Source organism: Streptomyces sp. NPDC104831, from assembly GCF_055583025.1.
This window is the reverse complement of the sequence record NZ_JBVJOT010000008.1, coordinates 117,479-131,075: the sequence shown is the minus strand read 5'-3', so window position 1 is coordinate 131,075 and position 13,597 is coordinate 117,479. Positions and strand designations below refer to the sequence as shown.

The window sequence follows — 13,597 nt, the reverse complement described above, 5'->3', positions numbered from 1 at the left end:
CATGCTCGAAGAGGCGCTTGAGCACCTCGTGAAGGGCATCGTCGACAACCCTGACGATGTGCAGGTCGCCTCGCGCAACCTGCGTCGCGGGCGCGTCCTCGAGGTCCGGGTCCACCCGGACGACCTCGGCAAGGTGATCGGCCGCAATGGCCGCACCGCGCGCGCCCTGCGCACCGTCGTGGGCGCCATCGGCGGTCGCGGCGTCCGCGTCGACCTGGTCGACGTGGACGACGTCCGCTGACGCTTCATCGCAACCGGCTCGGGCCGGGGAGGGCCACTGGGCCGTCCCCGGCCCGCAGTCGTATGACAGGAGATTTGGACAGGTGCAGCTGGTAGTCGCACGGATCGGCCGTGCCCATGGCATCAAGGGCGAGGTCACCGTCGAGGTACGAACCGACGAGCCGGAGCTCAGGCTCGCCCCCGGCGCCGTACTCGCCACGGACCCCGCCTCCGCGGGACCGTTGACCATCGCCACGGGGCGGGTGCACAGCGGCCGCCTCCTGCTGCGCTTCGAGGGCGTCACGGACCGCAACGCGGCCGAGGCCCTGCGCAACACCCTGCTGATCGCCGAGGTGGACCCGGAGGAACTCCCGGAGGACGAGGACGAGTACTACGACCACCAGCTGATCGACCTCGACGTGGTCACCGAGGACGGCACGGAGGTCGGCCGCATCACCGAGATCTCCCACCTGCCCTCGCAGGACCTGTTCATCGTGGAGCGCCCGGACGGCAGCGAGGTGCTGATCCCCTTCGTGGAGGAGATCGTCACCGAGATCGACCTGGCGGAGCAGCGGGCGGTCATCACGCCGCCGCCGGGCCTGATCGACGACCGCGCCGAGATCGCCTCCTCCCGGGACGAGGACGCATGAGGCTCGACGTCGTCACGATCTTCCCCGAGTACCTGGAACCGCTGAACGTCTCCCTCGTCGGCAAGGCACGCGCGCGGGGGCAGCTGAACGTCCACGTGCACGACCTGCGGTACTGGACGTACGACCGGCACAACACCGTGGACGACACGCCGTACGGCGGCGGCCCCGGCATGGTCATGAAGACCGACCCCTGGGGCGAGGCCCTCGACACCGTCCTCGCCGACGGCTACGAGTCCGGCGCCCAGGCCCCCGCGCTGATCGTGCCCACGCCCAGCGGCCGTCCCTTCACCCAGGAACTGGCCGTCGAGCTGTCCGAACGCCCCTGGCTGATCTTCACACCGGCCCGCTACGAGGGCATCGACCGGCGCGTCGTGGACGAGTACGCCACCCGGGTACCGGTCTACGAGGTCTCCATCGGCGACTACGTCCTGGCCGGCGGCGAGGCGGCCGTCCTGGTCGTCACGGAGGCCGTCGCCCGGCTGCTGCCCGGCGTCCTCGGCAACGCCGAGTCCCACCGCGACGACTCCTTCGCCCCGGGCGCGATGGCCGGCCTTCTCGAAGGCCCCGTCTACACCAAGCCGCCCGTCTGGCGCGGCCGGGACATCCCCGAGGTGCTGCTCAGCGGCCACCACGGGAAGATCGCCCGCTGGCGCCGCGACGAGGCCCTGCGGCGTACGACCGTCAACCGGCCCGACCTGATCGAGCGCTGCGACCCCGGGGCCTTCGACAAGAAGGACCGCGAGATGCTCTCCATCCTGGGCTGGGCACCTGACCCGGAGGGGGAGCCGTACGGCCGATTTTGGCGCCGCGCCGAGGGCGTGGAAGAATAGGCCGCTGTTGTGCGTCCGTAGGGCGAGCGCCCCTGCCACAGGGGGACACGACGCCCGCCCCGATACGCACGGCAGTCCTCCTGGAACCCCTAGTTTCCGTTGATGACCTGTGGCATCAGCGAAGAAAGCAGACACGATGTCTCACCTGCTCGACTCCGTCGACTCCGCGTCGCTGCGCAGCGACATCCCGGCCTTCCGCCCGGGTGACACCGTCAACGTCCACGTCCGCGTCATCGAGGGCAACCGCTCCCGTGTGCAGCAGTTCAAGGGCGTCGTGATCCGCCGCCAGGGCTCCGGTGTCCGCGAGACCTTCACGGTCCGCAAGGTCTCGTTCTCCGTCGGCGTCGAGCGCACCTTCCCGGTGCACACCCCGATCGTCGAGAAGATCGAGCTGGTCACCCGCGGTGACGTGCGCCGCGCCAAGCTGTACTACCTCCGTGAGCTGCGCGGCAAGGCCGCGAAGATCAAGGAGAAGCGCGAGAGCTGAGTGCTCCGACGGGGTCACAGCGGGGCCGGATAGCATCTGGCTCCGATGGACACCGAAGCACAGCCGACGACGCGACGCGACCGCTCCTCCCACCCCGGTCCTCCGGGGGCGGAGGGCCGGTCGCGTTTCGCGTTGGCGGGCCGGCTCGCCGACCGGCTCCCGGGCGGCCGCCTCACCCTCACCGTCCTCGTCGGCCTGGCGTTCCTGCTGCTCCTCAACGCCTTCGTGGTGCAGCCCTTCGAGATCCCGAGCGGATCGATGGAGCGGGGACTGAGGATCGGGGACCGCGTCCTCGTGAACAAGCTCGCGTACCGTTTCGGCGCCGGGCCGGGCCGCGGTGACGTCATCGTGTTCGACGGCACCGGGTACTTCGGGGACGCCGACTACGTCAAGCGGGTCGTCGGGGTGGGGGGAGACCATGTGGTCTGCTGCGACAAGCGGGGGAGGATCGAGGTGAACGGCCGCCCGGTCGACGAGACCGCGTTCCTCTATCCGGGGGACAGCGCCTCCGACGTGCCCTTCGACGTCGTCGTCCCCCCGGGCCGGCTGTTCGTCCTCGGCGACCACCGAGGCGACTCCAGCGACTCCCGGGACCACCTCGGCTCGCCCGGCGGCGGCATGATCCCCGTCGGCGACGTCATCGGCCGGGCCGACTGGATCCTGTGGCCGTACCGCCACTGGACGCGCCTGACCCGGCCGTCCGCCTACGCGGACGTGCCCGCCGCCCCGGCGGAGGGCGGCCATGGGTAACCGCGGCAAACCCCGCGGGGTGCCCGCCGGCCCCGCCGGCAACCTGCTGCCCACCGGGGCCCGCCGCACCTCCGCGCCCGGCGGCGGCCGCACCCGCGCGGAGCGCCGCAGGCTCCAGCGCAAGGTCAAGCGCAAGCGCCGGCGCTCGGCCGTCCGGGAGGTCCCCCTCCTGGTCGGCGTCGCCGTCCTCATCGCGCTCGTCCTGAAGACCTTCCTCGTCCAGGCGTTCGTGATCCCGTCCGGATCCATGGAAGAGACGATCCGGATCGGCGACCGGGTGCTGGTCGACAAGCTCACCCCCTGGTTCGGCGCCGAGCCCGGGCGCGGGGACGTCGTCGTCTTCCACGACCCGGGTGGCTGGCTCCAGGGCGAGCAGACCGCCAAGAAGGACGACCCGGTGGTCCTCAAGCAGCTCAAGGAAGGGCTCAGCTTCATCGGGCTGCTGCCCTCCGACAACGAGAAGGACCTGATCAAACGGGTCATCGGGGTCGGCGGCGACCACGTCGCGTGCTGCGACGCGCAAGGCCGCGTCACCGTCAACGGCGTCCCCCTCACCGAGGGCGACTACCTCTATCCGGGGGACCAGCCGTCCGCCATGCCCTTCGACGTCACCGTCCCCGAGGGCCGGCTGTGGGTCATGGGCGACCACCGGGGCAACTCCGCGGACTCCCGCTACCACCAGGACACCCCCTACGGCGGCACGGTCTCCGTGGACTCGGTCGTCGGCCGGGCCATGGTCATCGGCTGGCCGGTCGGCCACTGGACGCGCCTGGCGGAACCTAAAACCTTCGCAAGCGTCACCGACTCGGCGTCCGGGACGGCCGCTGTTTCCCGGCCGTCGCATAGGGTTGCCCCCGAGAACCGGAACGGAATGAGACAGCTCCCGACCCCTGCGGAACTCCCGCTCGTTATGGGAGTGGTGGGCCTGCGCAGTGTGTGGGGCAGGCAGCGGCACAGAGTGAGGAGTTGGCGTGGGGGATGTGGCGGTTGGCGCACGGTCGGGGCACGACGGCGAGGAGAACCGCGGGCACCCCGGGGCCTCGGACGTTCCCGTACCGGACGGCGCCGTGAACTCCGGGAATGACCGGGCGGACGGCGGCGCGGGCTCGCCGGAGGGCGAGCGGGAACCGCACGCCGGGACCACGGCCGCGGCCGTGGGAGCGCGGCAGCCGAAGAAGCCGCGGTCCTTCTGGAAGGAACTGCCGATCCTGATCGGCATCGCGCTGGTCCTGGCGCTGCTGATCAAGACGTTCCTGGTGCAGGCGTTCTCGATCCCGTCCGACTCGATGCAGAACACCCTCCAGCAGGGCGACCGCGTCCTGGTGGACAAGCTCACCCCGTGGTTCGGCTCCGAGCCCGAGCGCGGCGAGGTCGTCGTCTTCCACGACCCGGACAACTGGCTGGCGGGCGAGCCGACGCCGACCCCGAATCCGGTGCAGAAGGTCCTCAGCTGGATCGGCCTGATGCCCTCGGCGGAGGAGAAGGACCTGATCAAGCGGGTGATCGGGGTCGGCGGCGACACGGTCGAGTGCAAGAACAGCGGCCCGCTGAAGGTCAACGGCAAGCCGCTGGACGAGCCGTACGTCTACCCCGGCAACACGCCGTGCAGCGTGGACGACCAGGGCGGCCAGTTCACGGTGAAGGTGCCCAAGGGCTACCTCTGGGTGATGGGCGACCACCGCCAGAACTCCCGTGACTCCCGCTACAACCAGTCCGACAAGAACCACGGCATGGTCCCCGTCGACGAGGTCGTCGGCCGCGCCATCGTCAAGGCCTGGCCCATCAACCGCTGGGGCACCCTGCCGGTCCCGGACACCTTCGACCAGCCCGGCCTGGACGAGAAGTCCTCGGCCGCCGCGTCGCTGACGGTCGCCCCGCAGGGCCTGGCCGTCGCCGCGGTGCTGCCGGTGGCGCTGTGGCGCCGTCGGCGCCACGGGAGCGGGACGGCCGGCGCGGAGCGCCCGGCGACGACCGGACCCGGCGCCTCCGCCGGCCTGTGACCTCCGGGACCCGTGGCCTCCGGCCGCTTGCGGTCGGCCCGGTGGCCTCCGGCCGGCTCCGGTGGTCCCGGTCCCGAGGGAGGGGCTGCCCCCGGTCGGTACCGCCGGGTAGGGTGCGGGCTCATGGGTGGCGAGAGCATGACGCGTACGGCCCCGGCGGGCGGCGGCACCGGCACGGTACGGGCCGGCGGCGGCCGGCTCGGGCAGCGGCTGTCCGGACTGGCGGTGGCGCTGGGGCTGGTGCTGTTCCTCGGCGGGTTCGCCTGGGCGGCGGTGGTCTACCGGCCGTACACCGTGCCCACCGGCTCCATGTCCCCCACCATCGCCGCCGGTGACCGGGTGCTGGCCCAGCGGGTCGACGGCGCCGAGGTGCGGCGCGGGGACGTGGTCGTCTTCGAGGACGAGAGCTGGGTCGCCGGCTCCAAGGTGGTCAAGCGCGTGGTCGCCGTGGGCGGGGACACGGTCTCCTGCTGCACCGACGGCAAGCTGACCGTCAACGGCAAGCCCATCGAGGAGTCGTACCTGCCCGCGGGCAGCCTGGCCGAACTCAAGGGCTTCGGCACGGTCACCGTTCCCGAGGGCCGGCTCTTCCTCCTCGGCGACGAACGCCGCAGCTCCCTGGACTCCACCGCCCACCTCACCGACGCGGCGCGCGGCACGGTCGCCCGCGATGCCGTCTCGGCCCGCGTGGACGCCGTCGTCTGGCCCTGGAAGGGCATGCTCGAGCGCCCCACCGGCTTCGAGACGCTGGGCGCCCTCTCCACACCGGGTCCGCTGCGCACGGTGGAGGTGCTGATCGTGGCCGGCGCGGTCCTCGTCCTGGGCGGCGGCGCCTACGGCCCGGTCGCGACCCGCCTGAGCCGCTCCCGCACGGCCACGGCCCACCCGGGGGCGAGCGGTGCCCGCTGAGACGACACGGCCGACGGGGGAGCCGGACGAGGACGCGGGCGGCCTGCGGAAGGTGGCCCGGGTGGTGCTCCTCGACCCCCGGGACCGCATCCTCCTCCTGCACGGCCACGAGCCCGACGACCCGGACGACGACTGGTGGTTCACGCCCGGCGGCGGTCTGGAGGGCGCCGAGACCCGCGAGGAGGCCGCGCTGCGGGAACTCGCGGAGGAGACCGGCATCACCGACGTCGAACTGGGCCCCGTGCTGTGGCGACGGCGGTGTTCGTTCCCGTTCGCGGGCCGCCGCTGGGACCAGGACGAGTGGTACTACCTGGCCCGGACCAGCCAGACGGCCACCGCGGCGACGGCCCTGACGGAGCTGGAGCGGCGCAGCGTCGCCGGAGCGCGCTGGTGGACGTGCCGGGAACTGACCCGGGCACATGAGACGGTGTATCCGACCAGACTCGCCGAGTTGCTGCGCACGCTGCTCGACGAAGGTCCCCCGGCCCGGCCCCTGACCCTCGACACGGAAATCGTCTGAGGGCCCTTCGGACTGGCGCACAATGGGGGGATCGCACGGCTGAAGGGGAACATGCCATGAGCGCCGAGGACCTCGAAAAGTACGAGACCGAGATGGAGCTGAAGCTCTACCGGGAGTACCGAGACGTCGTCGGTCTGTTCAAATACGTGATCGAGACCGAGCGGCGTTTCTATCTCACCAACGACTACGAGATGCAGGTGCACTCGGTCCAGGGTGAGGTTTTCTTCGAGGTGACCATGGCCGACGCATGGGTGTGGGACATGTACCGGCCGGCTCGCTTCGTCAAGCAGGTCCGGGTCCTCACGTTCAAGGACGTGAACATCGAGGAGCTGAACAAGAGTGACCTGGAGCTGCCGGGCGGCTGATGACCTGCGGCTTCGGGGGGACGTCACTCGTTCGGGTGGCGGGGTTTTCCACAACCGATGAGTAGTCCCCCAAGATCAACAGCGGGGGCCGGGACGCGTGACGGTTGGCGCCGAAGGAGGTGCCGACATGAACGCACGAGAGGCGATCGGCAGATACGGCGAGGACCTGGCGGCCCGGCGGCTCGCCGAGGCCGGCATGACGATCCTGGCGCGCAACTGGCGCGGCGGACGGTCCGGTGAGATCGACATCGTGGCCCGGGACGGGGACGCGCTCGTCGTCTGCGAGGTGAAGACCCGCAGGGGCGGTGCGTACGAGCACCCGATGGCCGCGGTGACCCCCGGGAAGGCGACCCGGCTGCGGGCCCTCGCCGAACAGTGGATCCAGGCCCACGGCGGGGCCCCGCCGGGCGGCGTCCGCATCGACCTCGTCGGCGTCCTCCTGCCGCGCCGGGGCGCGCCGTCGGTCGAGCACGCGCGGGGGGTGGCCTGAATGGCGTTCGCCCGCACCTGCTCCGTCGCCCTGGTCGGCGTCGAGGGCGTGGTCGTCGAGGTCCAGGCCGACCTGGAGCCCGGGGTGGCGGCCTTCACCCTGGTCGGCCTCCCGGACAAAAGCCTCACGGAAAGCCGCGACCGGGTACGGGCGGCGGTGGTGAACTCCGGTGCCGAGTGGCCGCAGAAGAAGCTCACCGTCGGACTCAGCCCGGCCTCGGTCCCCAAGGCCGGCTCGGGCTTCGACCTGGCCGTCGCCTGCGCGGTGCTGGGTGCCGCCGAGCGGATCGATCCCCGTGTCCTCGCCGACATCGTCATGATCGGGGAGCTGGGACTGGACGGCCGCGTGCGGCCGGTGCGAGGCATCCTGCCGGCCGTCCTCGCGGCGGCCGACGCCGGGTACGAACAGGTGGTCGTGCCCGAGTGCGCCGCCGCCGAGGCATCGCTGGTCCCCGGGGTGTCCGTGCTCGGGGTCCGCAGCCTGCGGCAGCTCATCGCGGTGCTGGCCGAGGAGCCGGTGCCGGAGGAGGCCCCGGACGAGGCGGGCCGGCCCGATCCCCTGCTGGCCGGGCTGCGGGTGCCCGGCACGGGCGCGGCGACCGGCATGCACAGCGTCGGCGCCGCCCAGCACGACCAGGACCACGACCTGGCGGACGTGGTGGGACAGACCGCCGCCCGCACGGCCGTGGAGGTGGCCGCCGCGGGCGGGCACCACCTGTTCCTTGAGGGACCGCCCGGCGCGGGCAAGACCATGCTCGCCGAACGCCTGCCCGCTGTCCTGCCCCGGCTCACCCGGAAGGAGTCGCTGGAGGTCACGGCGGTGCACTCGGTCGCCGGGCTGCTGCCCCCGGGCAAGCCGCTCATCGACGTCGCCCCCTACTGCGCGCCCCACCACTCGGCCACGATGCAGTCACTCGTGGGCGGCGGCCCCGGCATCGCCAGGCCCGGGGCGGTGTCCCTGGCCCACCGCGGCGTGCTCTTCCTGGACGAGGCGCCCGAGTTCCACAGCCAGACCCTGGACTCCCTGCGCCAGCCGCTGGAGGCGGGGCACGTCGTGATCGCGCGCAGCGCCGGCGTGGTGCGCTTCCCGGCCAGGTTCCTGATGGTCCTCGCGGCCAACCCCTGCCCCTGCGGCCGCTTCTCGCTCCGCGACTCGCTGTGCGAGTGCCCGCCGTCGGCGATCCGCCGCTACCAGTCCCGGCTGTCCGGCCCGTTGCTGGACCGGGTGGATCTGCGGGTGGAGGTCGATCCGGTCACCCGGGCCCAGCTCACCGCGCCCGGCGCCCGCGGCGAGTCCACGGCGACCGTGGCCGCGCGGGTGCGGCAGGCCCGGGAGCGGGCGGCGGCCCGCCTCACCGGCACCCCGTGGCGCACCAACAGCGAAGTGCCCGGCCGCGAGCTGCGCAGCCGGTACCACGCCGCCGCCGGGGCGATGGACGAGGCCGAACGCAGCCTGGAGCGCGGCGTGCTCACCGCCCGCGGCATCGACCGGGTGCTGCGCGTCGCCTGGACGGTCGCCGACCTCGTCGGACACCACCGGCCGGACGCGACCGACGTCGCCCTGGCCCTGCACCTGCGCACCGGCGTCCCCCGAGGGGTGCCGATGACCATCGGGGCGCTCACATGACCGGCGCGCGGGACCCCGGCGGCGAACTGCTCGGGCGGGTCCTTCTCGGCCGGGTGATCGAACCGGGGGACGAGGTCGCGGGGCGGTGGGTGCGGGAGTTCGGGGTGGCGGAAGCGGTGCGGCGGCTGCGGTGCGGGGACGAGGCGCTGCCGGGGGTGACCGCCAACCGGTGGGCGGGGCTCGTCGCGCGGGCCGGGCGGGCCGACCCGGAGCGGGATCTCGCGCTCGCCCGGGCCGCCGGGGCGCGCTTCGTGTGCCCGGGTGACGGCGAGTGGCCCCGCCAGCTCGACGACCTCGGGGACGGCCGCCCCCTCGGACTGTGGGTGCGCGGCCGGCCCAGCCTGCGCATGTGGGCCCTGCGGTCGGTGGCCGTGGTGGGCGCCCGCGCCTGCACCGAGTACGGCACCCACGCGGCGGCCACCCTCGCCGCCCAACTCGCCGAACGCGGCTGGGTGGTGGTGTCCGGCGGCGCCTACGGCATCGACGGCGCCGCCCACCGGGGCGCCCTCGCCGCCCGCGGCGCCACCGTCGCCGTCCTGGCCTGCGGCGTCGACCAGCCCTACCCCCGCGGCCACGCCGCCCTGATCGCCCGGATCGCCCACCAGGGACTGGTCGTCGGCGAACTGCCGCCCGGCGACCATCCGACGCCCAGCCGGTTCATCCTCCGCAACCGCGTCATCGCCGCCCTCACCCGGGGCACCGTCGTCGTGGAGGCCGCCCGCCGCAGCGGCTCGCTGGCCACCGCGCGTGCCGCGCAGCGCCTTGGCCGGTTCACCATGGGCGTGCCCGGCCCCGTCACCAGCGCCCTCTCCGCGGGCGTGCACGACCTGCTGCGCGACGAGGCCACCCTGGTCACCGACGCCACCGAGATCATCGAACTCGTCGGCGCCATGGGTGATCTCGCCCCCGTCCGGCGCGGTCCGGTGCTCCCGCGCGACCTGCTGGAACCGCACACCCGCGGCGTGCTCGCCGCCCTGCCCGGCAACCGCCCGGCCCCCGTAGAGGAGATCGCGCTCGGGGCGCGCACCACCCCGGAGGACGCGATCGCGAGGCTGTACGAACTCCGAGCACTTGGCTATGTCGAACGACACGGCGATGGCTGGAAGTTGACACGCCAGGCGGTCGCCTCGGTCCAGGACGGTGACCGACCGTGCTGATCGGCGTGTTCGGCCGTCCGGGGGAACCCCCGACACCCTTGGGGTTTCCCGGAGTTGGCGCTCCCGGCCGGTCACGGAGAGCGAGCCGTGGTGCGCGGTCACCCTTCCGGCGCGCGCCCCCGCGCAGGAGTGGAGCCGTCTTGTTCGCACACCGCGACTCCATAGTCACGCTACGCTCACAAAGGAGCGACACAGACCGCGTCAACCCGACACCAGACCGACACCTCACCCAGTCAGTCCCCTTCTCCACACCGAGCCCACCTCCCCGCATTCCCTCCCACTCCCTTTCATTTCGACTACCTCACGGCACTTCACGGCAGAACGGCACAAGGCGACGAATGCCCCAGCACACCTCCGGGTCCGACCGGGCGGCGATCCCCCCAGCCGCCCGCGACGGTGGCAGCGCCCGACCGCCCGCACCCTCGACGCTCGACGAGCTGTGGCGGTCGTACAAGGCGACGGGGGACGACCGGCTGCGGGAGCAGCTGATCCTGCACTACTCGCCGCTGGTCAAGTACGTGGCGGGCCGGGTCAGTGTCGGGCTGCCGCCCAATGTGGAGCAGGCCGACTTCGTGTCCTCGGGAGTGTTCGGGCTGATCGACGCGATCGAGAAGTTCGACATCGACCGGGAGATCAAGTTCGAGACGTACGCGATCACCCGGATCCGCGGCGCCATGATCGACGAGCTGCGGGCGCTGGACTGGATCCCCCGCTCGGTCCGGCAGAAGGCGCGCAACGTCGAGCGCGCCTACGCCACCCTGGAGGCGCGGCTGCGGCGGACGCCCTCGGAGGGGGAGGTCGCCGTCGAGCTGGGCATGGAGGTCGACGAGCTGCACGCGGTGTTCAGCCAGCTGTCACTGGCCAACGTGGTGGCCCTGGAGGAGCTGCTGCACGTCGGCGGCGAGGGCGGGGACCGGCTCAGCCTGATGGACACCCTGGAGGACACCGCCGCCGACAACCCGGTGGAGGTGGCCGAGGACCGGGAACTGCGGCGGTTTCTGGCCCGGGCGATCAACACCCTGCCCGAGCGGGAGAAGACCGTCGTCACGCTCTACTACTACGAGGGCCTCACCCTCGCCGAGATCGGCAATGTGCTCGGCGTCACCGAAAGCCGGGTCAGCCAGATCCACACCAAGTCCGTGCTCCAGCTCCGGGCCAAGCTCGCGGGCTTCGGCCGCTGAGCCCCTCCTGTCGGCAGGGCGTGTCCGTAAAGTGGTCGGCGTGCCAAGGATTCGAGCGGCCTCCGTGGCCGAACACCGGTCGATGCAGCGAGCCGCCCTGCTGGACGCGGCTCGGTCCCTGCTGTCCGAGGGCGGGACGGAGGCGCTGACCTTCCCCGCGCTGGCGGAGCGCACGGGGCTGGCGCGGTCGTCCGTGTACGAGTACTTCCGGTCGCGGGCCGCGGTGGTCGAGGAGCTGTGCGAGGCCGACTTCCCGGTGTGGGCGGCCGAGGTCGCGGCGGCGATGGAGCGGGCCGGCTCCGCCGAGGGCAAGGTCGAGGCGTACGTGCGCCGGCAGCTCGCGCTGGTCGGCGACCGGCGGCACCGGGCGGTGGTGGCCATCTCCGCGAGCGAACTGGACGCCGGGGCGCGGGAGAAGATCCGGGCGGCGCACGGGGGGCTGGTCGCGATGATCGTCGAGGCGTTGGGGGAGCTGGGGCACGAGCAGCCCCGGCTGGCGGCGATGCTGGTGCAGGGCGTGGTGGACGCGGCGGTGCGGCGGATCGAGCTGGGTGCCGCCGAGGATCCCGCGGTGGTCACGGACGCGGCCGTGACGATGGCCCTGCGGGGTGTGACGGGCTGACCGCGGGCCCGCCGGGCCGGACGGGCAGCAGTCTCGACGGCCCGGCGCGCAGCAGCCACGGCGGGAGCAGGGACAGCGGGTCCAGGTAGGTCCCGCCCCGGAGCAGGCCCCAGTGGACACAGGAGGCCGTCCCGCAGTGGGCGCCCGCCTCCAGCGTCCCCACCGCCTCGCCCGCCGCCACCTCCTCGCCCTCGCGCACCGAGGCGCGCACCGGCTCGTACGTCGTGCGCAGGTCCGTTCCCCGCAGTCCCAGCGAGACCACGCCCCTGCCCGCCACCCGGCCCGCGAAGAGCACCCGGCCGGGGGCCACCGCACGGACGGGTGAGCCGGGCGGGGCCGCCAGGTCCACTCCCCGGTGCCCGGGGCCGTAGACCGTCGGCGGTGGCCGCCAGCCGCGCAGGACCGGCGGGCGGACGCCGACCGGCCAGCCGCGGGCGAGGGCCGCAGCGCCGGGGCCGGGCGCCTCGGGCGGGGCCGGGGGCGGGGCGTCCGCCCGGGCCGGGGGGATGAGCAGGGCCGCCGCCAGCACCAGCGGCAGACCCGTCCAGAACGTCACAGAGCGCATGCCGTCCACCGTCGCGCACCCCGCCGCCGACGGCCCGGACCTGTGGACTACTCGCCGGTTGTGGACAGCGCCGTCACCCGCCGCTCCGTCGGTCCCGTACACTTCTTCTGGCGATCCGGGTCACCGGGTCGACTTCGCACGCCCCGGTACGGCGGCCGGCAACGGTCCCTGCCAAGCGCCCCTCGGTCCTTCGTGGCACGGCGCAGCGCGGGCGTCAGGCGCGACCGCCGTCCGGCGGACGCGGCACAACCGAGAACACCAAGGAGATACGGCCATGGCCGTCGTCACGATGCGGGAGCTGCTGGAGAGCGGCGTCCACTTCGGTCACCAGACCCGTCGCTGGAACCCGAAGATGAAGCGCTTCATCTTCACCGAGCGCAACGGCATCTACATCATCGACCTGCTCCAGTCGCTGTCGTACATCGACCGCGCCTACGAGTTCGTCAAGGAGACCGTGGCCCACGGCGGCACGGTCATGTTCGTCGGCACGAAGAAGCAGGCGCAGGAGGCCATCGCCGAGCAGGCCACCCGCGTCGGCATGCCCTACGTCAACCAGCGCTGGCTGGGCGGCATGCTCACCAACTTCTCGACCGTCTACAAGCGTCTGCAGCGCCTGAAGGAGCTCGAGCAGATCGACTTCGAGGACGTCGCCGCCTCCGGTCTGACCAAGAAGGAGCTGCTGGTCCTCTCCCGCGAGAAGGCCAAGCTGGAGAAGACCCTCGGCGGTATCCGCGAGATGCAGAAGGTGCCCAGCGCCGTCTGGATCGTGGACACCAAGAAGGAGCACATCGCCGTTGGTGAGGCCCGGAAGCTGAACATCCCGGTCGTCGCGATCCTCGACACCAACTGCGACCCCGACGAGGTCGACTACAAGATCCCGGGCAACGACGACGCGATCCGCTCCGTCACCCTGCTCACCCGCGTGATCGCCGACGCCGTCGCCGAGGGCCTCATCGCCCGCTCCGGCGTCGCCACCGGTGACAAGGGCGAGAAGGCTGCGGGCGAGCCGCTCGCCGAGTGGGAGCGCGACCTGCTGGAGGGTGAGAAGAAGGGCGAGGAGGCTCCGGCCGCCGACGCCGCTGCCGCCGAGGCTCCCGCCGCCGAGGCGCCGGCTGCCGAGGCCCCCGCCGCCGAGGCCCCGGCCGCCGAGGGCGAGCAGGCCTGACGCCGGTCCGTCAGCGTTCGACAGTGGGGGCGGTAGCGCTTCCGGCGCGTTGAAATCCGCC

Annotated in this window: 17 protein-coding genes; 16 read left to right on the top strand and 1 reads right to left on the bottom strand. The window is 72.8% G+C overall.

Annotated elements, in window-relative coordinates; translation table 11 throughout:
- Position 1 precedes the first annotated feature (1 nt).
- The 15 genes from ACZ63H_RS08350 to ACZ63H_RS08280 all read left to right on the top strand — a co-directional run bounded on the left by ACZ63H_RS08350 (position 2) and on the right by ACZ63H_RS08280 (position 11,806).
- The gene (locus ACZ63H_RS08350) at positions 2-241 is read left to right on the top strand and encodes an RNA-binding protein (RefSeq protein WP_030612780.1); all 240 of its coding nucleotides are present in this window, start codon (positions 2-4) and stop codon (positions 239-241) included.
- 82 nt (positions 242-323) lie between these two features.
- Positions 324-869 (top strand): ribosome maturation factor RimM, encoded by a 546-nt coding sequence (gene rimM, locus ACZ63H_RS08345; protein ID WP_467939174.1) that lies wholly within the window; start codon positions 324-326, stop codon positions 867-869.
- Positions 866-1,699, top strand: a complete 834-nt coding sequence (trmD, locus tag ACZ63H_RS08340; protein WP_469863028.1) for a tRNA (guanosine(37)-N1)-methyltransferase TrmD — start codon at positions 866-868, stop codon at positions 1,697-1,699. Before rimM ends, trmD begins: the two co-directional genes overlap by 4 nt.
- Positions 1,700-1,835: 136 nt before the next feature.
- Positions 1,836-2,186, top strand: coding sequence for a 50S ribosomal protein L19 (gene rplS / locus ACZ63H_RS08335; protein WP_030612790.1), 351 nt, complete (start codon positions 1,836-1,838; stop codon positions 2,184-2,186).
- A gap of 45 nt (positions 2,187-2,231) precedes the next feature.
- The gene (gene lepB / locus ACZ63H_RS08330; RefSeq protein WP_469863027.1) at positions 2,232-2,936 is read left to right on the top strand and encodes a signal peptidase I; all 705 of its coding nucleotides are present in this window, start codon (positions 2,232-2,234) and stop codon (positions 2,934-2,936) included.
- Positions 2,929-4,020: a signal peptidase I gene (lepB, locus tag ACZ63H_RS08325; RefSeq protein ID WP_469863026.1), complete on the top strand. Its 1,092-nt coding sequence runs from the start codon at positions 2,929-2,931 to the stop codon at positions 4,018-4,020. Before lepB (ACZ63H_RS08330) ends, lepB (ACZ63H_RS08325) begins: the two co-directional genes overlap by 8 nt.
- Positions 3,908-4,936 carry a signal peptidase I gene (gene lepB / locus ACZ63H_RS08320; protein WP_469863025.1) on the top strand — a complete coding sequence of 343 codons (1,029 nt, stop codon included), beginning with the start codon at positions 3,908-3,910 and terminating at the stop codon, positions 4,934-4,936. The genes lepB (ACZ63H_RS08325) and lepB (ACZ63H_RS08320) overlap by 113 nt, the downstream gene beginning before the upstream one ends.
- Positions 4,937-5,059: 123 nt before the next feature.
- A complete protein-coding gene (gene lepB, locus ACZ63H_RS08315; protein ID WP_469863024.1) occupies positions 5,060-5,845 on the top strand; it encodes a signal peptidase I in 786 nt (261 codons plus the stop codon).
- Positions 5,835-6,365, top strand: coding sequence for an NUDIX hydrolase (locus ACZ63H_RS08310; RefSeq protein WP_469863023.1), 531 nt, complete (start codon positions 5,835-5,837; stop codon positions 6,363-6,365). Before lepB (ACZ63H_RS08315) ends, ACZ63H_RS08310 begins: the two co-directional genes overlap by 11 nt.
- 56 nt (positions 6,366-6,421) lie before the next feature.
- On the top strand, positions 6,422-6,730 hold the full coding sequence (locus ACZ63H_RS08305; protein WP_014675276.1) for a DUF2469 domain-containing protein: 309 nt from the start codon (positions 6,422-6,424) through the stop codon (positions 6,728-6,730).
- Between the two features lie 127 nt (positions 6,731-6,857).
- Positions 6,858-7,220, top strand: a complete 363-nt coding sequence (locus tag ACZ63H_RS08300; RefSeq protein WP_469863022.1) for a YraN family protein — start codon at positions 6,858-6,860, stop codon at positions 7,218-7,220.
- Positions 7,221-8,846: a YifB family Mg chelatase-like AAA ATPase gene (locus ACZ63H_RS08295; RefSeq protein ID WP_469863021.1), complete on the top strand. Its 1,626-nt coding sequence runs from the start codon at positions 7,221-7,223 to the stop codon at positions 8,844-8,846.
- Positions 8,843-10,003, top strand: a complete 1,161-nt coding sequence (gene dprA, locus ACZ63H_RS08290; RefSeq protein WP_469863020.1) for a DNA-processing protein DprA — start codon at positions 8,843-8,845, stop codon at positions 10,001-10,003. The genes ACZ63H_RS08295 and dprA overlap by 4 nt, the downstream gene beginning before the upstream one ends.
- Positions 10,004-10,341: 338 nt before the next feature.
- Positions 10,342-11,184: an RNA polymerase sigma factor WhiG gene (gene whiG / locus ACZ63H_RS08285; RefSeq protein ID WP_469863019.1), complete on the top strand. Its 843-nt coding sequence runs from the start codon at positions 10,342-10,344 to the stop codon at positions 11,182-11,184.
- Positions 11,185-11,248: 64 nt separating this feature from the next.
- Positions 11,249-11,806: a TetR/AcrR family transcriptional regulator gene (locus ACZ63H_RS08280; RefSeq protein WP_469863075.1), complete on the top strand. Its 558-nt coding sequence runs from the start codon at positions 11,249-11,251 to the stop codon at positions 11,804-11,806.
- Here ACZ63H_RS08280 and ACZ63H_RS08275 read toward each other — a convergent pair.
- Positions 11,760-12,371 (bottom strand): peptidoglycan DD-metalloendopeptidase family protein, encoded by a 612-nt coding sequence (locus tag ACZ63H_RS08275; RefSeq protein ID WP_469863018.1) that lies wholly within the window; start codon positions 12,369-12,371, stop codon positions 11,760-11,762. The two genes, ACZ63H_RS08280 and ACZ63H_RS08275, sit on opposite strands and share 47 nt — an antisense overlap.
- Positions 12,372-12,645: 274 nt before the next feature.
- On the opposite strand from ACZ63H_RS08275, the gene rpsB reads away from it, so the two are divergent.
- Complete coding sequence (rpsB, locus tag ACZ63H_RS08270; protein ID WP_469863017.1) at positions 12,646-13,536, top strand: 30S ribosomal protein S2; 891 nt, start codon at positions 12,646-12,648, stop codon at positions 13,534-13,536.
- Positions 13,537-13,597: the final 61 nt, after the last annotated feature.